We start from the raw sequence: 23,714 nt of genomic DNA, 5'->3' as shown, positions 1-23,714 counted from the left end.
TCTCAGCCCTTCACTCCGGTCAGTGTGACTCCCTCGACGAACGCCTTCTGGGCGAAGAAGAACACGAGGATCACAGGGGCCATGACCAGTACGGTCGCGGCCATGGTCAGATTCCAGTCGGTGTGGTGCGCGCCCTTGAAGGATTCGAGGCCGTAACTGAGCGTCCAGGCGGCCGGGTTCTCCGAGGCGTAGATCTGCGGTCCGAAGTAGTCGTTCCAGGCGTAGAAGAACTGGAAGAGCGCGACGGCCGCGATCCCCGGCCTGGCCATCGGGAGTACCACCCTGATCAGGGTACGGAATTCACCGCAGCCGTCGACCTTCGCGGCGTCCAGATACTCGTTGGGGATCGTCAGCAGGAACTGGCGCAGCAGGAAGATGGAGAACGCGTCGCCGAACGCCATCGGGATGATCAGCGGCCAGAGTGTGCCCGACAGATCGAGTTGTTTCGCCCAGAACAGATACATCGGAATGATGATCACCTGCGGCGGCAGCATCATCATCGAGATGACGAGCATGAGCGAGAGCTGTCTGCCGCGGAACCGGAACTTGGCGAGCGCGTACGCCACCGGGATCGAGGAGAGCACGGAGAGCACCGTGCCGAGTCCCGCGTACAGCAGGGTGTTCTTCCACCAGGTCAGAAAGCCCGGAGTGTCGAACACCTTGGTGTAGTTGCCCCACTCCCAGGTGTTGGGCGTGAGATCGCGGGTGAGCGCCTGCTGGTCGCTCATCACCGACGTCAGAAAGAGGAAGACGAACGGCAGCACGAAGAACAGCGCCGCCGCGACACCCAGGGAGTGGACGCCGATCCAGTGGAGCAGCGCCCTGCGGCGCGCGGTACGGGCGGCGGGCGTCCTGTCCTGGGCGGACCGTGGCGCGGCGCCGGGACGGTCGTCTGGTACGGCTACGGAGGTCATCTCAGTCACCCGCTCCGATCAGACCGCCGCGCCGCCGCATCAGCAGCGCGGTGAAGGCCATGGCCAGGACGAACAGGACCAGCGCGACCACACAGGCGGCGCCGTAGTCGAAGCGCTGGAAGCCCAGGTTGTAGACGAGCTGCGGCAGCGTCAGCGTGGACTTGTCCGGGTAGCCGGGCTCGAACTGCTGGCCCGAGCCGCCGATGATGCCGGAGGCGACCTTGCCCGCGACCAGCGGCTGTGCGTAGTACTGCATCGCCGAGATCACTCCGGTGACCACCGCGAACATCACGATCGGCGAGATGTTCGGCAGCGTCACGAACCGGAACCGCTGCCAGGCCGACGCACCGTCCAGCTCCGCCGCCTCGTACTGCTCCTTCGGTACGTCGAGCAGCGCGGCCATGAAGATCACCATCAGATCGCCGATGCCCCAGACGGCCAGCAGTGTCAGGGCCGGCTTGGACCAGGCCGGATCGTTGAACCAGCCCGGCGTCGGCAGGCCCAGATCGCCGAGGATCGTGTTGACCGGCCCTGTCCCGGGATTGAGCAGAAAGACGAAGGCGAGCGTCGCGGCGACCGGCGGCGCCAGATACGGCAGATAGAAGAGGGTGCGGAAGACTCCCGTACCCGTCTTGATCTTGGTGATCAGCATGCCGATGCCCAGTCCGAAGACCACCCGGCAGGCCACCATGATCACCACGAGCCAGAGCGTGTTACGCAGGGACGGCCAGAACATCGGGTAGTCGCCGAAGACATACGACCAGTTCCCGAGACCGTTCCAGACGGGCGTGTTGAAACCGTCGTACTTCATGAACGAGAAGTACACGGTCGAGATCAGCGGATACGCGAAGAAGACGGTGAAGCCGATCAACCAGGGCGACATGAACGCCGCCGTACGCAGCGCCGACCTGCGGCGCTTCGAACGGAGCGTGTGCGTGGACATGGCTGGCGTCCCGGCCCGCTAGTTGGCCTGCTCGATGTCACGGTCGATCTGCGCGGCGGTCTGCTCCAGACCGGCCTGGAGATCCTTCACCTTGCCCTGCTCGTACTGGTACCCGAAGTCCTGGAGCGTCTGCTGGTACGTCGCGCCGTTGACGGCGGCCGGCGGTGTGCTGGACTGCGGATGCTGCGCGATGTCGAGGAAGGTCTTGAAGCGCGGATCGAACTTCAGATCCGGCGACTTGAGCGCATCCAGCGTCGACGGCACATTGCGGATGCCGTTGGCGAACTCCACGACCGCCTTGGTGTCGGTGGTCATGTACTTCACCAGCTCCCACGCCGCGTTCTGCTTCTTGCTCTGCGGAGCGATGCCCATGATCGTGCCGGAGAGGAAGCCCTTGCCGTAGCTGTCCGCCTCGTCGTCCGCCACCGGCATCGGCGCGACACCGATCTCGAACGGGACCTTGGCGTCCTCGGCCATACCGAGCCGCCACTCGCCGTCGAGCTGCATCGCGACCTGGCCCGTGTGGAAGGGATGCTTGGCGCCCCACTCGTCGCCGAAGGTGCTGCGGAACTTCTCCAGCTTCTCGTAGCCGCCGAGATCGTCCACCAGCTTCTTCTGGAAGGTGAACATCTTGGCGAAGGCCGGGTCCTTGGCGATGTTCGACTTGCCATTCCGGTCGAAGTACGTGTGGTTCCAGCTCGACATGTAGTGGTCGACGACCGTCTCGTAGCCGTGGTAGGTCGGCATCAGACCGACCCGCTCATAGCTGTCGCCCTTGGGCTTGGTCAGCTTCTTGGCGTCCTCGGCCAGCTCCGACATGGTCCTCGGCGGCGCGGCGATGCCGGCCTCCTTGAAGGCGTCCTTGTTGTAGTACAGCCCGTACGCGTCGCTGAGCAGCGGCAGCGCACAGCGCCTGCCCTCGAACTGGGTGTACTCCAGCAGCACGTTCGGGAAGGTCTTCGCCAGATCGAGCTTCGACTTCTCGATGAACGGCGTCAGATCGGCGAAGGCGCCCGACGAGCAGAACTTGCCGACGTTCGAGGTGGTGAAGGAGGACACCACGTCGGGGCCCTTGGAACCGCCCGCGCGCAGCGCCTGGTTGAGCTTGTCGTCGTTGATGTTGCCGACGACATTCACCTTGATGTTCGGATGGGCGGTCTCGAACCGGTCGATGTTGTCCTGGATCGCCTTGACCTCGGCCGGCGCGCTCCAGCCGTGCCAGAACGTGATGGTCGTTTTGGCGTTCGGATCGTCGGAGGCGGCGGAGCCCGACTGGCCGGTACAGGCGGTGGCGACGACGGATATCGCGGCCACTGCCACGGCGGAGGCGGTGAGACGGCGGTTTCTGAGCATGGCGGTACTCCCGGGGGATGGTCGGGCTTCTGAGAGGACTCGGTACGGGACTGCCGGTGCGGGACTGCCGGTATAGGACTGCCGGGACGGGATCTCTGGAGCGGGCGGAGCGGACGGAGCGGGCCTAGCGGGAGGTGTCGAAGACCTCGTCGCGCGTGGCCGACAGGGCGCTCTCCAGCGCGCCCCGCAGTACGGGATGGCGGTGCACCTCGCCGATGAGGAGCCGTGGGCGGGAGGCGGCGAGCTCGGCCAGCTCCGCCTGGACCAGTGCGCGCAGCGGCTCACCGCCGGCCGTGGTCAGCCCGCCCGCGAGGACGATCAGTTCGGGATCGAGTACGGCGGTCACCGACGCGAGACCGGTGGCGAGCCGCTGGGCGAACAGCCGCAGCAGCCCGGCCAGCCGCTCGTCCCGCTCGTGCCCGGCCGCGGCGCGGGCCAGCAGACCGGCCGCGACCTCGGCGTACGGCTGCTCCGGTGTGTCGATGCCCAGGGACTTGGCGAGCCGCGGTACGGACTGGGCGCCCGCCAGCTCCTGGAAGCCGCCGCTGTTCGCCCGGACCACCTGGCGCACCAGCGGAGTGCCCGGGACCGGCAGGAAGCCGACCTCGCCGGCGCCGCCGGTGAAGCCGCGGTGCAGCCGTCCGCCGATGACGAGAGCGGCGCCGAGGCCGTCCTCGTTCCACAGCAGGACGAAGTCCTCATGGCCGCGTGCCGCGCCGAGACGCTGCTCGGCGACCGCGGCGAGGTTCACGTCGTTCTCGTACTCGACGGGCATGGGCAGCACGGCGGCCAGCTCGTCCAGGAGCGTGGTGGAGTGCCAGCCGGGCAGATGGGACGCGTACCGCAGCCGGCCGGTCGACGGATCGAAGGCGCCCGGTGTGCCGATCACCGTCCGGTGGATGTCGCCGCGTGTGAGCCCGGCGGCCTTGACGGCTCCCTCCAGGGCGTCCGTCACCTGCCGTACGACACTGACGGCGCGGCGGCCGGGCGTCGGCAGTTCGAACTCGCCGACGGTGGTCCCGGTGATGTCGGCGACGGCCGCGCGTATCCGCTGCGGATTCACATCGAGTCCCGCGGCGAACGCGGCGCGCGCGTTGACTGCGTAGAGCTGTGCGTTGGGTCCCGGCCGTCCCTCGGTGGTCCCGGTGGCGACGACCAGTCCGGCGGCTTCGAGCCGGGCCAGCAGCTGTGACGCGGTCGGCTTCGACAGGCCGGTCAGCTTGCCTATCCTCGTACGGGAGAGCGGCCCGTGGGCCAGCAGCAGATCGAGCGCGGCCCGGTCGTTCATGGCCCGCAGCACACGCGGCGTCCCCGGTGACGGAGTGGGCGGTCCGGCCACATCGCTCATGGACGCGACACCTGCCTTTCGCTGCTCGCTGTCCCGCACTGTTAGGAAAGTTTCCTATTGGGGTGCGAGGAAAGTAAGCCGGACGTCAGGAAGGCGTCAATACTCTCCGGCGCGACACACCCCCGAGGCAACCAAAGCGTTACCTGCGGAGGTGCGGGTGCCGGATCGCGTTACTTGGCCAGATTCGGCGGCGGATTGAGCGGAGCCGCCTGGAGCGACTGCGGCGATGTGGGACTGGCCAGGGCCGAGGGCGCGGCCACACCGGCCGTCGGATCCGGCGCGGGCGCCTCCTCGACGGCCAGCGGCAGACCGCCGACGATCCGGATACCCGCCTCGTCGAAGGCCCGCTTGATCCGCCAGCGCAGCTCGCGCTCCACGCTCAGCGACTTGCCGGGCATCGTCTTCGCCGAGAGCCGTACGGTCATCGAGTCCAGCAGCACCGAGTCCAGCCCGAGGATCTCCACCGGGCCCCACAGCCGCTCGTTCCACGGATCGTCCTTGGCCATCCGCGCGGTGACCTCGGCGATGACCGTACGGACCCGGTCCAGGTCCTCCGACGGCCGCACCATCACATCGACGCCGGCGGTGGCCCAGCCCTGGCTCAGATTGCCGATCCGCTTGACCTCGCCGTTGCGTACGTACCAGATCTCGCCGTTGTCGCCGCGCAGCTTCGTCACACGCAGACCGACCTCGATCACCTCGCCGGAGGCCACACCCGCGTCGATGGTGTCCCCGACGCCGTACTGGTCCTCCAGGATCATGAAGACGCCGGAGAGGAAGTCGGTCACGAGATTGCGCGCGCCGAAGCCCAGCGCGACGCCCGCGACACCGGCGGAGGCCAGCAGCGGAGCGAGATTGATGTTCAGCGCGCCGAGCATCATCAGCGCCGCCGTGCCCAGGATCAGGAACGAGGTGACCGAGCGCAGCACCGAACCGATCGCCTCCGAGCGCTGCCGACGCCGCTCGGCGTTGACCAGCAGCCCGCCCAGCGCGGTGCCCTCGACCGACTGGACGCTGCGGTTCATCCGCTCTATCAGCTTGGTCAGGGCCCGCCGGATCACATGCCGCAGCACCAGCGCGATGATCAGGATCAGTACGATCCGCAGCCCGATGCTCAGCCATGTCGCCCAGTTCTGCTCCACCCAGCCCGCCGCGTCCGTCGCCCGGGCGGCTGCTTCGTCAAGAGTCACGGGATCGGACGACGAGGGGCCGGCGGCCGGCAGGGCGGACCAGGACACGACAGAAACCTCCAGGTGTGGGCGGTCCCACCACACTAACGGGGCAGTGCGGCCCGTCCGGTGCCGCGACCGGGGGAGAGACATGGCTCACGCGCGTCCCGGGCGGTCGTCATGGGCCCGTGAATACGGGGGAAGAGGCCGGTGTGGTCGAAAACACTCCCAGCCCGTTACCGGGACGTGGTGGCGTTTCGACCAGGCATGAGGAGAGACTGAGAGCAGATCGTCCCGGCGCGAGCCACGCGCCGCCGGCGTAATAGGAGGCATCCGTGCCGCATGTCCTGGTCCTCAACGCGTCGTACGAGCCGCTCGGCGTCGTACCGCTCCGCCGCGCGCTCGTCCTCGTCCTGGAGAACAAGGCCCTCTGCCTCGAGGAATCCGGCGCCTTCATGCACAGTGAAACCCGAGTCATCCCAGCACCCAGCGTCGTACGGCTGAAGCGTTTCGTACGGGTCCCTTACCGGGGGCCCGTTCCACTGACGCGCCGTGCGCTCTTCGCCCGCGACGGCGGTCGCTGTATGTACTGCGGTGGTGTCGCAACCAGCGTCGACCACGTCATTCCGCGCAGCCGTGGCGGACAGCACGTGTGGGACAACGTGGTGGCGGCGTGCCGCCGGTGCAACCACGTCAAGGCCGACCGTCATCTGCGGGAGCTGGGCTGGAGACTCCACCAACAACCCGCCCCGCCGTCGGGCCTGGCCTGGCGGATCATCGGAACGGGGCACAGGGATCCGCGCTGGTTGCCGTACTTGCAACCGTATGGCGCGGAGGACGCCATGGCTCGGATCGACGGCATTTCAGCCTGACGATCCGGGTCACCTCTGTTTTTTGGGCTCGGTTCGCCTCCGGGGCGCTTTATGTCGACGGGCGTGCGGGGCCGGAACGTCTCCGCAGCCGTTCGTCCTCAATCGCCGGACGGGCTGGTTTTTCCGGCCTGCGGCCGTACGGCGAAGGGGCTGGCCCCTCCGAGCGGGAACCCGGGGCCAGGGCGGGCCGTTCCGTCCTCAAACGCCGGACGGGCTTGATTTTGCCCCACCGTCCGGGAGCCCGGCACCGGGGTTGGCGGTTCCGTCCTCAAACGCCGGACGGGCTTGGTGGGTGCCCGGCACCGGGCGGAAACCCGGCGTGCGGCGGGAGGGGGTCGGGGTCGGAGGAGGTGCGTGTCCGGACACTAAAGCGTGATTTGTGCCGCACACGAAACCCGCACCAGACAACCGGCCCGCACGCGGCGTAAATCATGCCGTCCGGACATGTACCTCCGGAGTGCCCCGGCCCCCGCACCCACCGCGCACGCGGCCCCGCGCCGTCAGGCGCGTAAAGCCCCCGCCGCAGGCGCGTACCGCAGGTGCGTTCTGAAGGGCAGCGATCGGCAACCCGCACACGACAACCGGCCCGCGCCGAAACGGACCTGGAACCACGGCCCCCTAGCCGGGAGGCCCTAGCCGGGAGGCGCCACGGCGAACGCCTCCACCGCGAACAGCGAGTAGCCGAACTTCGTTCCGCGCGCCTCGCCCTGGACGCGGATGAAGCGTGTTTCCTTCGCGTCCATGCCGATCGCCTCGCGGCCTCCCTTGCCGTCCCGGACCGTTGCCGCCGTGCGCCAGGTGTGGCCGTCCGGGGAGACCTGGATGCGGTAGCGGCTCGCGTAGGCGTCCTGCCAGTGCAGTACCACCTGGCCCAGCCGCGCGCGCCGCGGCAGTTCGAGCTGCCACCAGGCGCCGTCCTCCACGGGTGAGGACCAGCGCGTGGCCGGGTCGCCGTCGAGTGCGGCGGAGGCCGGGAAGTCCGGCGTCTCGTCGCCGGAGGACGAGGCCGTCCCCGTACGGGCCAGGTCGGGACCGCCCGTACGCGGCGAGGCGCGGACCGTCAGCGTGCGCTCCTCGCCGGCGAAGGCGAGCGGCACCTCGTACGTACCCGCGGGCGTGCCCGCCGGGACGCTGACCTCGACGGGAACGTTCGTGAGCGAGCCCCGCGGCACCGTCGTCTCCTTCGGCACCCTCACCCGGATGCCGGACGGCGCCTTCGCCGTCAGCGCGCCCCGCACCTCGCCGGGCCGCTGCGCCTCAAGCCGCGCCTGGACCTGCTGCGGCTTGCCGCCGATCTGCGCGTCCGCCTCGCCGCGTACGAGGTCGAGCCGGGCCCGCGGCTCGTCGGCGTACCAGGGCACCACATGGCGTACGGACGGTGTCGGCGCGCCGGGACCGGCGACGCCCGAGCCGGAGCCCGCGCCGGGCGGGACGATCCGTACCGCGTCGATCCGCAGGCCCTTCGCGTCCGATTGCGTCCAGCCGCTCGTCGACAGCGGGCCCAGCGCGCGCCAGCCCTGGCCCGGGACGTGCGCCTCGACCGTCGCGCCGGCGCCCGTGCCGGGCTCGGACATGGTGTTCACCGCCTCGACGGGCCTGGCCGCGCCGAGGTCCACGGTGTATGAGCGTCCGTCCTTGGCGACCTTCTCGGCGTCCGGCGCCCGGTCCGCGCCCGTCCACACTGACGACTCGTCCACGGCCCGGTCCAGGAAGGGCCCGAGCACACCCTTGCCGACCGTCGCCCGGTCCGTACGGGCCTCCTCGCGCAGCGGCTCCAGATCCAGCAGTGCCTGCCAGGCCGCCGCGCCGTCGCCGCGGTCCTGCGCCTGGAGCATGTCGACGGCCAGCTCACCGGCCCGCCCGTAGCGCGCGAGCTGGTCGAGCCAGGGCCGTACCTCGTCGTCCAGCCGGCCGTCCGCGATGCCCGCCAGCCGCTCCGGAGCCTCCCGCATCACCGTGAAGGCGGCTCTGAGCCTGTTCGCCGCGGCCGTTCTGGTCTTGCCGTCCGTGGTCGTACGGGACCGCCAGAAGTCCGTCAGCAGCGGCTTCAGATACGCGGACTCCGACGAGCTGAGGATGGACGAGGCGTCATTGCCCGCGAGCGCGGTGAGCGCCTCGCGCGCCTCGGCGTCGCCGCCCGCGAGATCGTTTATGGCGGCCCGCCAGGACTCCTGCGGCTGGTATCCACGCGGATTCCAGGCGTAGTCCGCCGCCGTGAAGAGCGGGATACGGGACGCCGACGCCTGCTCCATGGCATTGGCGAGCAGGGCGGCGGAGCCGGTGGCCACGGCCGGCTCGCGGCCGGTGTACGGACCGAGGAAGATACGGCCCTGGTCGTAGTCGTTGACCGGATAGTTGTCCATGGTGACCAGCGGACGGCCGAACGCGGCGCGCGCGCCGGCCAGCTCCAGGCCCGTGATCGTGCGCGGTACGACACCGACTCCCGTCCACGCCACCTGCACGCGCGCGTCGAGCGCCCCGGCGAGCGCCTCGCGGTACTCCGTCGTGCCGTCCTGGTAGTACTCCGTCGGCATCACCGTGAGCGGCTCCGCGCCGGGACGGCGGTCCGCGAGATGCTCCGCCACCGCGTTCGCCACCCGCGCCTGGGCCGCCGCGGCGGCGGCCGGCCCGGAACCGAAGGTGTCCGCGTCCTGGCCGCAGTGCCACTCGCTGTAGCTGACGTCCTGGAACTGGAGCTGCACCGCGCGCACGCCCAGCGCCCACATCGCGTCGATCTTGCGGGTGAGGTCCCGCAGATCCCGCCGCGAGGTCATGCACATGGCCTGGGCGGGAGCGACGGCCCAGGCCGGCGTCACATGGTTGCGCCGGGCACGCTCGGCCAGCTCACGGAACTCCGTCCGCTGCGCGGCGGGATACGGCTCGCGCCAGCGCGCCTGGCGGTACGGATCGTCGCCGGGCGCGTACAGATAGCGGTTCTGCTTGGTGCGGCCCATGAAGTCGAGCTGGGCCAGCCGCTGCCGGTGGTCCCAGGGCTGCCCGTAGAAACCTTCCGTCGTCCCTCGTACGGCCGTACCCGGCCAGTCGAGCACGGCCACACCGGGGACGGAAGGACGGCCGGCCCGTTCCACGACGAGCTGGCGCAAGGTCTGTACGGCGTGGAAGAGACCGTCCTCGCCGACGCCGTCCAGCGCGACGGTGTCATGCCCGGCCACGCTGCCCACGGCGATCCGGTAGCCGCCTGAGGGCAGATCGGCGCTGTCCGGCGCGCGCAGGGCGCGCAGCGCCTCACGCGCGCCGCTGCCGCCCATGAGGACGAGCGGTCCGCCGCCGGTGGCCGAGGTGGTGGTGCGTACGGAGGCGGTGCGTACGGTACGGACACCGGCCGCGCGCAGCACCTCCGTCAGCGCGTCCAGGGCGTACGCGTCGGCGTCCGGATCCGCGACGACGGTCACCTCGTCACCGAGGGCCACCGCCTGTCCGGCCGCTTTGATCGTCTGCGGCCTGGGCCACACGGCGGGCACGGCGCCGCCGCCCTCGCGGTCGGGCGTGGTGGCCGAGGGCGAGCCAGGCTCATGAGGCGCGGCCAGCGCGCCCGGCGCGGTGCCGAGGAGACCGCCGATCACGGCGACCGCGACGGCGGTCGCGGTGCCCTTTCTCCGCCCGAGCCGCATCTCCTGCTCCTCTCGTGCTTCCAGGTCCCGTCCGGCCGGACAGGTCCTGGTCCCGATCGACGCGGCACCGAGCCCACCACCCTCGCGGTGAAGGTGTCAATGCGCGTGGCCGTTGTGTCGTAAATGCCGGTCTGTGATAGGCAGGACGTTCAACTGCCGCACAGGGAACGGATCGTGACTCGACACACGTTTACCGGCAGTACGCGTCTGCGGCTCCGCCCGCTGGGTAGGGCTGCTGTGTCCTGTCCTGATTCCCTGTCCACGGGAGGCGCCGCCATGGACGCATCCGTACAGATCGTGCCGTCCGCCCGCTCCAAACAGACAGACCCGACCCCGTTGACCAGCGAGCCTCCGCTCGCCGACGCAGCCCCTCTGACCAGTGAGCCACCGCTCGCCGATGCCGCTCCGCTGACCAGCGAGCCGACCGCGCCCGGTACGGCCGGCGGCACGGAGTCCCCCGGAGTCTGATCCACAGGAGTGCGTATGGGCCTGGCCAGGCTCGCCGAGCTGCACGGTGTCGCCACCTCGTACGCACCGTCGCCGGGCGTCAGTGTCGCCGTTCCCGACACCACCGTTGTCTCGGTGCTGGCCGCGCTCGGTGTCGACGCGTCCACTCCCGAGGCGGTGGACGACGCGCTGAGCCGCGCCGAGTCCGCCGCCGCACGCCGTCTGCTGCCGCCGACCTTGGTGCTGTGGTCCGCACAGGGCGCGCCGGAGGGCGCGGCCGATACGGAGCTCGTGCTGCCGCCCGCCCTGGCGGCGCTTCCGGCCGGCTCGGTGCTCCGGGCGGAGACCGAGTGCGGCAAGTCGGTGGAGCTGCCGCCGGCAGGGCCCGACGCGTCCGCCGCCTGGGCGGAGCTACCGCTCGGAGTGCACCGGCTGACCGTCCGCGCGCCCGCCTCCGACGACAGCCCGCCGCGGGCCGAGCAGGCCGTCCTCGTCGTCGCGCCCGACCGGGTGCCCGCGCCCGAAGGCCGTGCCCATGGCTTTCTGGTGCAGCTCTACTCGCTGCTCTCCAGCCGCTCCTGGGGCATGGGCGACCTCGGCGATCTCGCCGAACTGGCCGCGTGGTCCGGGCGGTCGCTCGGCGCCGGCTTCGTCCAGATCAATCCGCTGCACGCCGCCGTACCGGGCACGCCCACCGATCCCTCGCCGTACCGCCCTTCCTCGCGCCGCTTTCCCGATCCGGTCCATCTGCGGATCGAGGCCGTCCCGGAGTACGCGTACGTCCATGGCGCCGACCGTGAGCGGCTCGACGGGCTGGCCGAGCGGGCCGCGGCCCTGCGGGAGTCCGTGCTCGACAAGACGCCGGGCACGTCGAACAATCCTGGTGATTCGGGCAAGGCCGCGCTGATCGACCGCGACGCCGTATGGGCACTCAAACGGGCCGCCCTGGAGATCCTGTACACCGTCGAGCTCGGCCCGGGCCGCCGCGCCGAGTACTGCGACTTCCTCGCCGCACAGGGCCGGGCCCTGGAGGACCACGCCACCTGGAACGCCCTCGCCGAGGTGCACGGCCCGCGGTGGCGTGAGTGGCCGTCCGGGCTGCGCGATCCGCGCTCCGCCGAGACGGCCGCGGCCCGGCGGCAGCTTCTCGACCGCGTCGACTTCCACAGCCGGCTCACCTGGCTGACGGACGAACAGCTCGCCGCCGCCGACCGCGCGGCCGAGGACGCCGGTATGGCCGTCGGGATCGTCCATGATCTCGCCGTCGGCGTTCACCCGGACGGCGCCGACGCCTGGGCCCAGCAGGACGCCTTCGCCGCCGGAATGTCGGTCGGCGCTCCGCCCGACGCCTTCAACGCGCTCGGCCAGGACTGGGGCCTGCCGCCATGGCGCCCCGATGTGCTGGCCGCGTCCGGCTACGCGCCGTACCGAGGGCTGCTCAAGGGACTGCTGCGGCACGCCGGCGCGCTGCGGATCGACCATGTGATGGGCCTGTTCCGGCTCTGGTGGGTGCCGGAGGGCCAGGATCCCACCCGGGGAACGTATGTCCGGTACGACGCCGAGGCGATGCTCGCCGTTCTCGCCCTGGAGGCCCACCGCGCGGGCGCGGCCGTCATAGGAGAGGACCTGGGCACCGTCGAGCCCGGCGTACGGGAGGCGCTGGAGCGGCGCGGAGTGCTCGGCACATCCGTGCTCTGGTTCGAGCGCGACTGGGACGGTACGGGCGAGCCGCTGCCTCCCGAGAGCTGGCGCGAGGGCTGTGTGGCCACCGCCACCACGCACGATCTGCCGTCCACGGCGGCCCGGCTCACCGGAGAGTATGTGGAGCTGCGCCACCGGCTCGGGCTGCTCACCCGCCCGCTGGAGCAGGAGCAGTCGGAGGCGCAGGCCGAGATCGCGGAGTGGCTGGGCTGTCTGACCAGGCTGGGACTGCTGCCCGGCGGCGACGAGGAGGAGCGGATCCGCGCGGTGTACCGGTTCCTGCTGCGCACTCCGGCGCGGCTGGTCGGCGTCTGGCTGCCGGACGCCGTGGGCGACCGCAGGCCGCAGAATCTGCCGGGCACCTGGGACCAGTACCCCAACTGGCGCCTGCCCGTCGCGGACGCCGAGGGCCGCCCGGTGACCTTGGAGGAGCTGGCCGCCTCGCCCAGGCTGCACGCGCTGATGGAGGTGTTCCGTACGGGTACGGCACCTCGTACGGGACGCGGTACGGCACCCCCGCCCGCGCGGCCGGTGTAGGCGTTCGCTACGTTTGCACCGTGGACAAGAAGAACGCTCTGCGCGCCGGCGCCCTGGCGGCCGGTACGACGCTGATGATGCTGCTCATGTCGTCCCCGGCGCTCGCGCTCACCCGGGACGACGGTGACTATCCCGGCCCCGGTCTGAGCATCGCCGAGACGCTCGGTCTGTATGTGGTGGCCCCGCTGGTGATCTTCGGAGTCATCGCGGGCCTGGTCATGGTTCTCGACAAGTCCCACAAGCACGTCTGACCGTCCGGCCGCACAGGCCGGCGAAGGCGCCGCCCCGCACGCCGAGTGCGCCGGGCGGCGCCTTCGCGCGTTCCGGGCCGTACGGTCGGCCCGGTCGGTCATAGCCCGCGCTTCTCCCGCTCCCACTCCCACTCCCGGTCCCTCTCCCACTCCCGGTCCCTGTTCCGCAGCCGTAGCTTCGTCCACTCGCCGGGCGCGAGCTGGTCCACCACCTCGGCCAGCGTCTCGCACGCCTCCTCGATCTTCATATGGATGTTCTTCTGCTCGGTGACGGTCGCCGTCAGCAGCAGCGAAGTCAGTGCCAGGGACCCGTTGAACGCCTGAATGCTGATCATCCGTTCGAGCAGGGTGTGATGGGCGAACGCTCCCGTCGGGGAGGTCGTCTCCCAGACCGCCCTGAGGGAGACGAGCAGTGCGAACGGCGCGCTCCCGGCGAGATGGAAGCGCAGCGCCGCCCAGATCAGCACGGGAAAGACGAGAAAGAGCAGAGTGAACGGAGTCACGGTGGCCAGCCGTGTCACCACGGCGGCGGTGACCACCAGCGCCGATGCCTCGGCCCAGCGGTGGAAGCGCAGCGGCAGCCGCAGCCGGCTCAGCAGAAGCAGAAAAGGAGTGACGAGCAGCACGCCCATCGCGTCGCCCGTCCACCAGGCCAGCCAGGCCGTCCAGAATCCCACCGGCAGCTCGCCGCTGGTCAGCAGGATCAGCGATCCCGTGGTCGCGCTGACCAGCATCCCGGCCAGCCCGCCCAGGAAGACCAGCGCCACTGCGTCCCGCAGCCGGTCCAGCTCGGTACGGAAGCCCACGCGCCGCAGGAGCAGCAGCGAACAGACCGGTCCGAGGGTGTTCGCGGCCAGGACCACGAGCTGGACGCCGTCCATGGTGCCGAGCGTCGTGATGTTGGCGAAGGCGCCCAGGGTGATCCCGGGCCAGACGCCGGCGCCCAGGAGGAGCAGAGCGGCCACGGCGATGCCGGTGGACGGCCACAGAGGTGAGATGCCGGTGGCGTCGGCCCTGATGACTTCCTTCTGGAGGCCGAACCACGCGCCTGCGTAGTAGGCGCCGGCGACGCCCAGGATCCGGAGGGCGGCCAGGGACAGACGTCGGAGTTCCTCGGTGCGCACCACGCGGCCATCAGACATCGCGTCCCGCCCGGTCCGGCCGTGACACGCACTGCGGTGGTGCCCATGTCACCCGGTGCCGCGTGCGTGCGGTGCCTGCGGTGCGCGCGCGTGCGGTGGGGGACGGCCCGAGCCGCCTTCCGGGCCCGAGCTGTCTCCCAGACCCGGACCGTCCCCCACGCGCCGTTACGCCGTGGCCGCCGCCTCGTCCGCAGCCTGGGCCCTCAGCGCGCGCTCCACGCCCGACCTCGACTCCGAGATCAGCCGGCGCAGTGCCGCGTTCGGCCCTGCCGAGGCGAGCCAGGCGTCCGTCGCGTCCAGCGTCGCCCGGGAGACCTGGAGGGACGGATACAGGCCCACCGCGATCTGCTGGGCCATCTCGTGGGAGCGGGACTCCCAGACGTCCGCGACCGCCGCGAAGAACTTCTCCGTGTACGGCGCCAGCAGCTCACGCTGGTCGGTCTGGACGAAGCCGCTGATCACCGCCTCCTGGAGCGCGTTCGGGAGCTTGTCGCTCTCCACCACCGAGGCCCATGCCTCCGCCTTGGCCTCCGGCAGCGGACGCGCCGAGCGTGCCGCCGCCGCGTGGCGCTCGCCCGCGGCCGTCTTGTCGCGCTCGTACTCGGCCGCGATCTCCTCCTCGTCGTGCAGACCCACCGCCGACAGCCGCTGGACGAACGCCCAGCGCAGCTCGGTGTCGACGGCCAGGCCCTCGATCGTCTCCGTACCGTCGAGCAGGCTCTGCAGCAGATCGAGCTGCTGCGGTGTGCGCGCCGTCGCCGCGAACGCCCGTGCCCACGCGAGCTGGTGGTCGCTGCCGGGCTCGGCCGCGCGCAGATGCGCCAGCGTCGCGTCCGTCCACCGCGTCAGTCCGGCCTCGCGCCACGCGGGCGCCGCGTACAGGTCGAGCGCCAGCTTCACCTGGCGGTGCAGCGACTGCACCACACCGATGTCCGACTCCTTCGTGATGCCGGAGAGCACCAGCTCCAGATAGTCGCGTGTGGCCAGCTCGCCGTCCCGTGTCATGTCCCACGCCGACGCCCAGCACAGCGCGCGCGGCAGCGACTCCGTGAAGTCGCCGAGATGCTCGGTGACGACGCGCAGCGACTCCTCGTCCAGCCGGACCTTCGCATAGCTCAGATCGTCGTCGTTGAGCAGGACCACCGCAGGACGCGGCGTGTTCACCGGGAACGGTACGTCCGTGCTCGCGCCGTCCACGTCCAGCTCGATCCGGCTCGTACGGACCAGCTTGCCGCTCCCGTCCAGGTCGTAGCAGCCGATCGCGATCCGGTGCGGGCGCAGCACTGGCTCACCCTTGGCGCCCGCGGGCAGCGCCGGCGCCTCCTGCCGTACGGAGAACGACGTCACATGGCCCGACGCGTCCAGCTCGATCTCCGGACGCAGGATGTTGATGCCCGCCGTCTCCAGCCATGCCTTCGACCAGGTCTTCAGATCACGCCCGGAGGTCTCCTCCAGCGCGCCCAGCAGATCCGCGAGCCGGGTGTTCCCGTACGCGTGCGCCTTGAAGTACGCCTGGACGCCACGGAAGAACTCGTCCTGCCCGACATACGCGACGAGCTGCTTCAGTACGGAGGCGCCCTTGGCGTAGGTGATGCCGTCGAAGTTGACCAGCACGTCGTCCAGATCGCGGATGTCCGCCATGATCGGATGCGTGGAGGGCAGCTGGTCCTGACGGTACGCCCAGGTCTTCATCGAGTTGGCGAACGTCGTCCAGGACTGCGGCCACCGCGAGCCCGGCGCGGCGGCCAGACAGGCGATCGAGGTGTAGGTGGCGAACGACTCGTTCAGCCAGAGGTCGTTCCACCACTCCATGGTGACCAGATCGCCGAACCACATGTGCGCCAGCTCGTGCAGGATCGTCTCGGCCCGCGTCTCGTACGCCGCGTCCGTCACCTTCGAGCGGAAGACGTACTGGTCGCGGATGGTCACCGCGCCCGCGTTCTCCATCGCGCCCGCGTTGAACTCCGGTACGAAGAGCTGGTCGTACTTGGCGAAGGGATAGTCGTAGTCGAACTTCTCCTGGAACCAGTCGAAGCCCTGCCGGGTGACCTCGAAGATCGCGTCCGAGTCCAGATACCCGGCGAGCGAGGGACGGCAGTAGATGCCCAGCGGCACGGACTGCCCGTCCTTCTCGTACGAGCTGTGCACCGAGTGGTACGGACCGACGATCAGCGCCGTGATGTACGACGAGATGCGCGGCGTCGGCTCGAAGCTCCAGACGTTCTCCTTGGGCTCCGGCGTCGGCGAGTTGGAGACGACGGTCCAGCCCTCGGGAGCCTTCACCGTGAACCGGAAGGTCGCCTTGAGGTCCGGCTGCTCGAACGAGGCGAAGACGCGCCGCGCGTCCGGCACCTCGAACTGCGTGTAGAGATAGGCCTGCTGGTCGACCGGATCGACAAAGCGGTGCAGGCCCTCGCCCGTGTTGGTGTACGCGCAGTCCGCGACGACCGTCAGCTCGTTCGGGCCCTCGTGCAGATGCGGCAGCGCGATCCGGGAGTCCCGGAAGACCGCGGCGACATCCAGCGCGGTGCCGTTCAGCACGACCTCGTGCACGGCGGGCGCCACCAGATCGATGAAGGTCTCCGCCCCGGCCTCCGCGCTCTCGAAGCGCACCGTGGTCACGGACCGGTAGGTGCCGCCCTCCTGCGCGCCGCTGAGATCGAGGTCGATCCCGTACGAGTCAACGGTGAGCAGGCGCGCACGCCGCTGCGCCTCTTCGCGGGTCAGATTTGTGCCTGGCACCCGGGTCATCTCCTCGGTATGTGACGTTTCCCGCCATCCTTCCACGCGGACCGGCCCGTACGCCCGGCAGTAATGGGGTGGCACGACCGCCGCGGCAGCGGCTCGGCGCCGTATCGAAGGCTCGGACGCGCGGGCGCGCGAGCCGTGAGCCTCCTCGGCGCGCGGGCGCCTTCTCGGACAAGGCGCGCTCTGCGGCGTTGTTCCGCTCCGGCGCGCGGCGAAGTCTGGTCCTCATGGAAGAGACCATCCGGCGGTCCGGCGGCCGGCGCGCGTTACCGCCGTCCGTCCTCGCCCTCGCGACCGCCACCTTCTGTGTCGTCACGACGGAGATGCTGCCGGTGGGACTGCTCACCTCCCTCGGCCACGGTCTGCACACCTCCGCCGGTACGACAGGCCTCACCGTCACGCTCCCGGGCCTGGTCGCGGCGCTCGCCGCGCCTCTGCTGCCCGTCGCCGTGCGCCGCGCGGACCGGCGTACGGTCCTGTGCGTGCTGCTGGCCGTCCTGGCCGCCGCGAACGCCCTCTCCGCGCTCGCGCCCGCCTTCGGTGTGCTCCTCCTGGGCCGGGCCCTGGTCGGCGTCTGTATCGGCGGAGTGTGGGCGGTCGCGGCGGGACTGGCCGTACGGCTGGTGCCGGAGGAGTCCGAGGGCCGCGCCACCGCCGTGATCTTCAGCGGGATAGCGGTGGCGTCCGTGCTCGGTGTGCCGGCCGGGACGCTGATGGGCGGTCTCGCCGGCTGGCGCTGGGCGTTCGCCGTGATGGCGCTGCTCGCGCTGGCGGTCGCGGCGCTGCTCGCCGCCCTGCTGCCGCCGCTGCCCGCCGAAGGAGCCGTACGTCTGGGCGAGGTCGCGGGAGTGGTCCGTATCCCGGCGGTACGGGCCGTGCTGCTCGTGGTGGCCTTTCTGATCACCGGCCACTTCGCCGCGTACACCTACATACGCCCGGCCCTGGAGCGGGTGCCCGGGCTCGGCGCGGGCGCGGTCGGTGCGCTCCTGCTGGTGTACGGCGTCGCGGGCATCGCGGGCAATTTCCTGGGCGGTGCCGCAGCCGCCCGCGATCCGCGCCGGGCGCTGCTGGTCATCTCGGCGGTGCTGGCGGGATCGGTGCTGCTGAGCGTGCCGGCGGGCGGTTCGCTGCCGGCCGCGGCGGCGCTGCTCGTCGTCTGGGGACTGGCGTACGGCGGAGTCTCGGTCAGCGCGCAGAACTGGCTGATGGCCGCCGCGCCTGGCCGGCGGGAGGCGGGCTCGGCGCTCTTCGCCGGGCTGTTCAACGCGGCGATCGCGCTGGGCGCGCTGCTCGGCGGCCGGGCGGCGGACCGCTTCCAGGTCGAGGGCGCGCTCTGGCTGGGCGGCGCGCTTGCCTTGGCGGCCGCGGCGGTGGCGCTGAGGTTGCGCGGTCTACGACCGCGCCGTGTCCTCAAACGCCGGACGGGCTGGCTGTGCTGTGTCCTCAAACGCCGGACGGGCTGAGATTCAGCTCGGCCGCCACCAGCTCCGCGATCTGGACGGCGTTGAGCGCCGCGCCCTTGCGGAGGTTGTCGTTGGAGACGAAGAGCGACAGACCGTTCTCCACGGTCTCGTCGTTACGGATCCGGCCGACGTACGAGGCGTCCCGGCCGGCCGCCTGGAGCGGCGTGGGAATCTCGGACAGCTCCACGCCCGGCGCGTCCTTGAGCAGCTCGTACGCGCGCTCCACACCGAGCGGACGCGCGAAGCGGGCGTTGATCTGGAGCGAGTGGCCCGTGAAGACCGGCACCCGGACACAGGTCCCGGACACCTTCAGCTCCGGGATCTCCAGGATCTTGCGCGACTCGTTGCGGAGCTTCTGCTCCTCGTCGGTCTCGAAGGAGCCGTCGTCCACCAGATTGCCGGCGAGCGGCACCACATTGAAGGCGATCGGCCGCCGGTAGACGACAGGCTCCGGGAAGTCGACGGCCTCGCCGTCATGGGTGAGCCGGTCCGCCTCGTCGACGACCTTCCGCGCCTGGCCGTGCAGCTCGGCGACACCGGCGAGACCGGAGCCGGAGACGGCCTGGTAGGTGGCGACGACCAGCGCGGTCAGCCCGGCCTCCGCGTGCAGCGGGCGCAGCACGGGCATGGCGGCCATCGTGGTGCAGTTCGGGTTGGCGATGATGCCCTTGGGACGGTTCCTGATCGCGTGCGCGTTGACCTCGGAGACGACCAGCGGGACCTCGGGGTCACGGCGCCAGGCGGAGGAGTTGTCGATCACGACGGCGCCCTGGGCGGCGACCTTCTCGGCGAGCGCCTTCGAGGTGGCGCCACCGGCCGAGAAGAGCACGATGTCGAGCCCGGAGTAGTCGGCCGTGGAGGCGTCCTCGACCGTGATCGCCCGGCCCTGCCACTCGATGACGGAGCCCGCGGACCGGGCGGAGGCGAAGAGCCGCAGTTCGGCGACGGGAAAGTCCCGCTCGGCCAGGATGCTGCGCATGACCGTGCCGACCTGACCGGTGGCTCCGACGATTCCGACCTTCACTGGGGCTCCTCACTCGCGACTGTCCCGGGAACGCGTTCCCACATCATGCGTCGGTACCGGGCCGGGTTGTCCAATCCATTGTCCAAAGGACGGAACTGTCCAACGGAACTGTCCGAAGGACGGAACGCCGAAGGGGCGGGCGTCCGTGTGGACACCCGCCCCTCCATTACCGCACGAGTTACGGAGTGACGCTCTCGATGATCACACTGCCGGTGCCCGCGGCCGTACCGCGCGCGTTCAGCAGCTGCACCTCACCGAAGAACTGCCGGCCCTCGGGAGCCGCGCTCTTCACCAGCACCTCGGCCGCGGCCTGCGCCGACGCACCGCTGTCGAGCTTGACCGCGCCGCTCGCGCTGATCGTGCCGAGCGAGCCCGAGTAGTACACATCGCGGTAGTCGTACGCCGTGGTCCCGGCCGGGACCGAGTAGGCGTCCACGACGGCGGTGTACGTACCGGCGGCCGGGTTGGTCAGGCTGACCGTCTCGTCCGCGCTGGCGCTCGTGGAGGAGCCGATCAGCACACCGTTCCGGTAGACCAGGAGGTCCAGGTCGGCGCCGTTGTCCGAGGCACCGCCGATGGTGAAGTCGAGCTTCTCGACTCCCGCACCGATGGTGACCGTGGACTCGATCTGGTCGCCGTCCGCGATCGTCGGGCGCGTGACCTTCGCCGAGCCCAGCGAACCGCCGCCGAGCTTGCCGTCGATGGCGGCGGCGCTGTTGGTGACCTTCCACTCGACCGGAGCGGGCGTACCGATCGTGGCCGACGGGATCGTGGTGACCGCCGGGTCGAAGACGGCGCCGAGGATCGACACGTCCAGCTTGTACGGGTTGTCGAGCAGCGGCGACGTACGGCGCGACTCGACCTCGATCTCCCAGACGCCGGGCTGCGGGTTCTGGTACGACCGCAGATCCGGGCGGCAGGTGTTGCTCGGGTTGTTGTAGTTCGGGTAGCAGTAGATCGTGGAGCTGTCCTCCAGCGCCACGCCGTACGGGTGGATGGAGATGAACCGGGTCTGGCTGCCCGTGGCCAGCCCGCCCAGCGCCACCTCCAGCGTCTTGGCGCCCGCGGGCACCGTCAGGAAGTACGACTTCGAGCTGTTGCGCTGGACCGTGTCGGACGCCGAGAAGGCGTACGAGGGCTTGTCCACCGGCTTCGAGACGACCACGGTGGCGAGGATCTGCTTGTCCACGCCCTCCGAGTCACGGTCGTCCAGCTCCAGGATGGCGCTGTGCACACCGGCGGAACCGGGCTTCGCCTCGACGGCGACCGTGACCGGCTTGTTCAGCGGCAGCTCGACGTTGTGGCTGCCGACCAGCCGGAAGGTGTCGTCATCGTTGTACTTCCACTTCAGCCGGTGCTTCACCGGGCCCGTCGGGCCGGTGGTCCGGGTGATGGTGATGTCGTACTTCCTGCTTTGGCCGGCCTGGAGGCCGCCCTCGCGGTCGTACAGACCCGTGCCGAAGCCGGGCGTCTTCAGGAACTCGTCGATCGCGGTGTCGACCGGCGCCTTCACCGCGTACTCGTACGAACTGGTGTCGCGCTGGATGGCCTTCCACGCCGCCACGACATCGATCAGACCCGCGCCCTGCTCATGCGCCTGGAGACCGTCGATCTCCTCGGCGGTGCTGGTGAGCGCCGTCCGCAGCTTGGCCGGAGTGAGGTCGATGTGCTTCTGCTTGGCGGCCGAGATCAGCAGCGCGCTCGCGCCCGCCGCCTGCGGCGAGGCCATCGAGGTGCCCTGGAGCATCGAGTAGCCGGGCGGCAGCGTGTAGCCCGCCTCGGCGACCGGGCTGCCGGGCAGCCAGGTCTGGGTGCTGTTGATGGCCGCGCCCGGAGCGGTGATGGTCGGCGTGAAGCCGCCGTCCTCGCGCGGGCCTCGGGAGGAGAACGGAAGCAGCGCGTACTTCTTCGTCACACCGGAGCCGTAGTTGGCGGCCCAGGTCTCCTTGGAGATCGACGCGGCGACGGAGATGACCTTGTCGGCCAGGGCCGGGTCGCTGATGGTGTTCGTACCGGGACCGTCGTTGCCGGCCGAGATCACCAACTGCACGCCGTAGGTGTCGATGAGCCGCGTGTACAGCTCGGCACGGGCGTTGTTGCCGTCGTTCAGCGGAGGCAGACCGCCGATCGACATGTTGACGATGTCGACACCGCGGTTGACGACGAGGTCGATCATGCCCTCGGTCAGCGCGATGCTGGTGCAGCCGCCGCTCCAGGAGCAGGCGCGCGAGGAGACCAGCTTGGCGCCGGGAGCGGCGCCGCTCATCTTGCCGCCGAAGAGCCCGTTGGCGGCGGTGATACCGGCGACGTGCGAACCGTGCGCGCCCTCGATGACACCGATGCTGACGAAGTCGGAGGTCGCGCCGGCCGCGTTGTAGACGACGTCCTTGCGGATCTCGACCACGAACGGGATGCGCTCGACCACCGGCGTGGCCGGGTTGTCCGTACCGAAGTAGCCGATCTGGAAGCCGTCCTTGTACGGCTTCATCGCCACGTCGTTGGTGAAGTCGCCGTCGTTGTTCAGATCGACGCGGACGGTTCCGGCGGCCTGGTCGTAGAGCACGCCCCAGACGTCGGTGGTGTCACCGTCGCGGTTGAGGTCGCCCGCCATCTCGCCGCCGAGCGTGGCGTTCTCGCGGAACAGGTTGAACTTGTACGAGCCGGCCGGAGCCGTCCACGTACGTCCGCCCGCCGTGAACGACGGGCCCGACACCGCGGTGTTCATGATGCGCCAGGTGGCGTCACCGTCGGAGACCGGGTCCGTGGCCGTCACCCAGTCGACGATCTTGCGCTCGCCGGTGGTGGTCTTCTGGAGCGCGGGATGGCCGAGGTCGACGCCCGAGTCCAGGATGCCGATGGTGACTCCGCGGCCGTCGGCCGTCGGGTTCTTCCTGACGAAGTCGACCGCACCGGTCTCGAAGGACGGGTTGTACGGGTTCTCCGCGGCGGTCTTGCTGCTCGGCGCCGGGTACTTCTCGACGTCGCCCGAAGCCTTGGCGGAGCCCTTCGAACCCTGGTCCGCGTCCGCCGCGGGCCTCGGGTCGTCAAGCTTGATCTCCTGGTTGAGATCGATGCCGTGGACGGAGGAGAGCTTCTGGGCCGCCCTGATCGCCGCGTCCGCCTTGGCGGTGGGGAGCGTCGCCCGTACGTAGCCGAGTTTGTCGTACGTCTTGCCGACCACGGCGCCGGGAACGGCGTCGAGCTGGTCGGCGACCTGCTCGGTCGCCCCGGGAGCGGTGGCGACCATCAGGGATATGTTCTTCTCGCCCGCGGCCTCGGCCTTGGCGAGCAGATCCGCGTCGGCCGACCCCAGTTTGTCTGAGGACGACTTGACGGGAGCGGGGGCGGCCGGGTCGTCGGCGCCTGTGGCGGAGAACGCGGGCACCGCACCGGAGGCGATCAGCGCGGCCACCAGGCCGGCCGCCGCCGCGACCCTGGCCACGCGTCTCGGTCCGGATATGGAGCGCTCGGATTCGGAGGTCATCAGCATCCCTGCTTGTGAAAGAGACAGTCCGGATTTCGGTACCGGATGACCGCTCAGCTTTTCCTAAGTGACAGGGGTTTGTGGAGAGCTGTCAGGGATGCGTTTCGGTCATGGCGCACATCCGCCAGTGCGATGGTTGCGCCATGAAGGATCAATCGGACAGATCCACCGGAGCCCCGGATCTCGTCGCCGTCATGGTTCTACCCTCGCGGGATGAACCAGGAGCTACGAGTTGCCGCCTACGCCGTGTGCGTTCAGAGTGAACAGATCCTTCTCGCACGGTGGGTGGCCCGTGACGGCACCAAACGCTGGACGCTCCCCGGCGGCGGCATGGACCACGGCGAGGATCCCATCGACACGGCGGTCCGCGAGGTCGAGGAGGAGACCGGCTACGCGGCCGAGATGACGGCGCTGCTCGGTGTGGACTCGATCCGCCGCCGCTATCCGCGCAAACTGGGCAGCTTCGCGGACTTCCAGGGCCTGCGGATCATCTACGAGGCCCGGATCACCGGCGGTTCACTGCGCCCGGAGACCGACGGCTCCACCGATCTGGCCGCCTGGTACCCACTCGACGAGGTCCGGGACCTGGACCGCGTCGAACTCGTGGACACCGGCCTGGGACTGTGGCGCGAGCGGCCGGCGCTCGGCCGCTTCCCGGTGAACGGCTGAAAGTGGGTCAACCCGTC

16 protein-coding genes are annotated in these 23,714 nt (G+C 70.3%); 6 read left to right on the top strand and 10 right to left on the bottom strand.

The annotated features are described in order from the left end of the window. Positions 1-2: 2 nt before the first annotated feature. From ACFV6H_RS32070 to ACFV6H_RS32050, 5 genes are all read right to left on the bottom strand, one after another. Entirely contained in the window at positions 3-914 is a 912-nt protein-coding gene (locus ACFV6H_RS32070; protein ID WP_385549570.1) for a carbohydrate ABC transporter permease, read from the bottom strand. 1 nt (position 915) lies between these two features. Then, positions 916-1,857, bottom strand: coding sequence for a carbohydrate ABC transporter permease (locus tag ACFV6H_RS32065; protein WP_384986307.1), 942 nt, complete (start codon positions 1,855-1,857; stop codon positions 916-918). An 18-nt stretch (positions 1,858-1,875) separates the two neighbouring features. Then, positions 1,876-3,210 carry an ABC transporter substrate-binding protein gene (locus ACFV6H_RS32060; RefSeq protein WP_385549352.1) on the bottom strand — a complete coding sequence of 445 codons (1,335 nt, stop codon included), beginning with the start codon at positions 3,208-3,210 and terminating at the stop codon, positions 1,876-1,878. A gap of 124 nt (positions 3,211-3,334) precedes the next feature. Beyond that, positions 3,335-4,558 carry an ROK family transcriptional regulator gene (locus tag ACFV6H_RS32055; protein WP_385549349.1) on the bottom strand — a complete coding sequence of 408 codons (1,224 nt, stop codon included), beginning with the start codon at positions 4,556-4,558 and terminating at the stop codon, positions 3,335-3,337. 170 nt (positions 4,559-4,728) lie between these two features. Beyond that, positions 4,729-5,796 carry a mechanosensitive ion channel family protein gene (locus ACFV6H_RS32050; protein ID WP_385549347.1) on the bottom strand — a complete coding sequence of 356 codons (1,068 nt, stop codon included), beginning with the start codon at positions 5,794-5,796 and terminating at the stop codon, positions 4,729-4,731. Positions 5,797-6,062: 266 nt separating this feature from the next. Here ACFV6H_RS32050 and ACFV6H_RS32045 point away from each other — a divergent pair, with 266 nt between their 5' ends. Beyond that, positions 6,063-6,599, top strand: coding sequence for an HNH endonuclease (locus ACFV6H_RS32045; protein ID WP_046504717.1), 537 nt, complete (start codon positions 6,063-6,065; stop codon positions 6,597-6,599). Between the two features lie 632 nt (positions 6,600-7,231). Here the strand turns inward: ACFV6H_RS32045 and ACFV6H_RS32040 are convergent. Further along, positions 7,232-10,231: a beta-N-acetylglucosaminidase domain-containing protein gene (locus ACFV6H_RS32040; protein WP_385549343.1), complete on the bottom strand. Its 3,000-nt coding sequence runs from the start codon at positions 10,229-10,231 to the stop codon at positions 7,232-7,234. Positions 10,232-10,402: 171 nt separating this feature from the next. Between ACFV6H_RS32040 and ACFV6H_RS32035 the strand changes: the two genes are divergently transcribed. The 3 genes from ACFV6H_RS32035 to ACFV6H_RS32025 are packed head-to-tail and all read left to right on the top strand — an operon-like array spanning position 10,403 to position 13,167. Then, the gene (locus tag ACFV6H_RS32035; RefSeq protein ID WP_384778830.1) at positions 10,403-10,699 is read left to right on the top strand and encodes a hypothetical protein; all 297 of its coding nucleotides are present in this window, start codon (positions 10,403-10,405) and stop codon (positions 10,697-10,699) included. Between the two features lie 15 nt (positions 10,700-10,714). Beyond that, the gene (malQ, locus tag ACFV6H_RS32030; RefSeq protein WP_385549340.1) at positions 10,715-12,916 is read left to right on the top strand and encodes a 4-alpha-glucanotransferase; all 2,202 of its coding nucleotides are present in this window, start codon (positions 10,715-10,717) and stop codon (positions 12,914-12,916) included. A gap of 20 nt (positions 12,917-12,936) precedes the next feature. Beyond that, positions 12,937-13,167: a hypothetical protein gene (locus tag ACFV6H_RS32025; protein WP_093600227.1), complete on the top strand. Its 231-nt coding sequence runs from the start codon at positions 12,937-12,939 to the stop codon at positions 13,165-13,167. Positions 13,168-13,265: 98 nt separating this feature from the next. Here the strand turns inward: ACFV6H_RS32025 and ACFV6H_RS32020 are convergent, their stop codons facing one another. Both ACFV6H_RS32020 and pepN read right to left on the bottom strand, forming a co-directional pair. Continuing rightward, the gene (locus ACFV6H_RS32020; protein WP_385549336.1) at positions 13,266-14,294 is read right to left on the bottom strand and encodes an MASE1 domain-containing protein; all 1,029 of its coding nucleotides are present in this window, start codon (positions 14,292-14,294) and stop codon (positions 13,266-13,268) included. 180 nt (positions 14,295-14,474) lie between these two features. After that, positions 14,475-17,051 carry an aminopeptidase N gene (pepN, locus tag ACFV6H_RS32015; protein WP_384986300.1) on the bottom strand — a complete coding sequence of 859 codons (2,577 nt, stop codon included), beginning with the start codon at positions 17,049-17,051 and terminating at the stop codon, positions 14,475-14,477. Positions 17,052-17,284: 233 nt separating this feature from the next. Here pepN and ACFV6H_RS32010 point away from each other — a divergent pair, with 233 nt between their 5' ends. Further along, positions 17,285-18,520 carry an MFS transporter gene (locus ACFV6H_RS32010; RefSeq protein WP_385549331.1) on the top strand — a complete coding sequence of 412 codons (1,236 nt, stop codon included), beginning with the start codon at positions 17,285-17,287 and terminating at the stop codon, positions 18,518-18,520. Here the strand turns inward: ACFV6H_RS32010 and ACFV6H_RS32005 are convergent. Both ACFV6H_RS32005 and ACFV6H_RS32000 read right to left on the bottom strand, forming a co-directional pair. Next, entirely contained in the window at positions 18,501-19,544 is a 1,044-nt protein-coding gene (locus ACFV6H_RS32005; RefSeq protein WP_385549328.1) for an aspartate-semialdehyde dehydrogenase, read from the bottom strand. The two genes, ACFV6H_RS32010 and ACFV6H_RS32005, sit on opposite strands and share 20 nt — an antisense overlap. A gap of 178 nt (positions 19,545-19,722) precedes the next feature. Continuing rightward, a complete protein-coding gene (locus ACFV6H_RS32000; protein ID WP_385549325.1) occupies positions 19,723-23,034 on the bottom strand; it encodes a S8 family serine peptidase in 3,312 nt (1,103 codons plus the stop codon). 207 nt (positions 23,035-23,241) lie between these two features. On the opposite strand from ACFV6H_RS32000, the gene ACFV6H_RS31995 reads away from it, so the two are divergent. Beyond that, entirely contained in the window at positions 23,242-23,697 is a 456-nt protein-coding gene (locus ACFV6H_RS31995; RefSeq protein WP_385549322.1) for an NUDIX hydrolase, read from the top strand. Positions 23,698-23,714 lie beyond the last annotated feature (17 nt).

This window comes from Streptomyces sp. NPDC059743, assembly GCF_042732975.1.
GTDB lineage: Bacteria > Actinomycetota > Actinomycetes > Streptomycetales > Streptomycetaceae > Streptomyces.
Note: the sequence above shows the minus strand (reverse complement) of the source record. Positions and strands in the feature narration are given on the sequence as shown.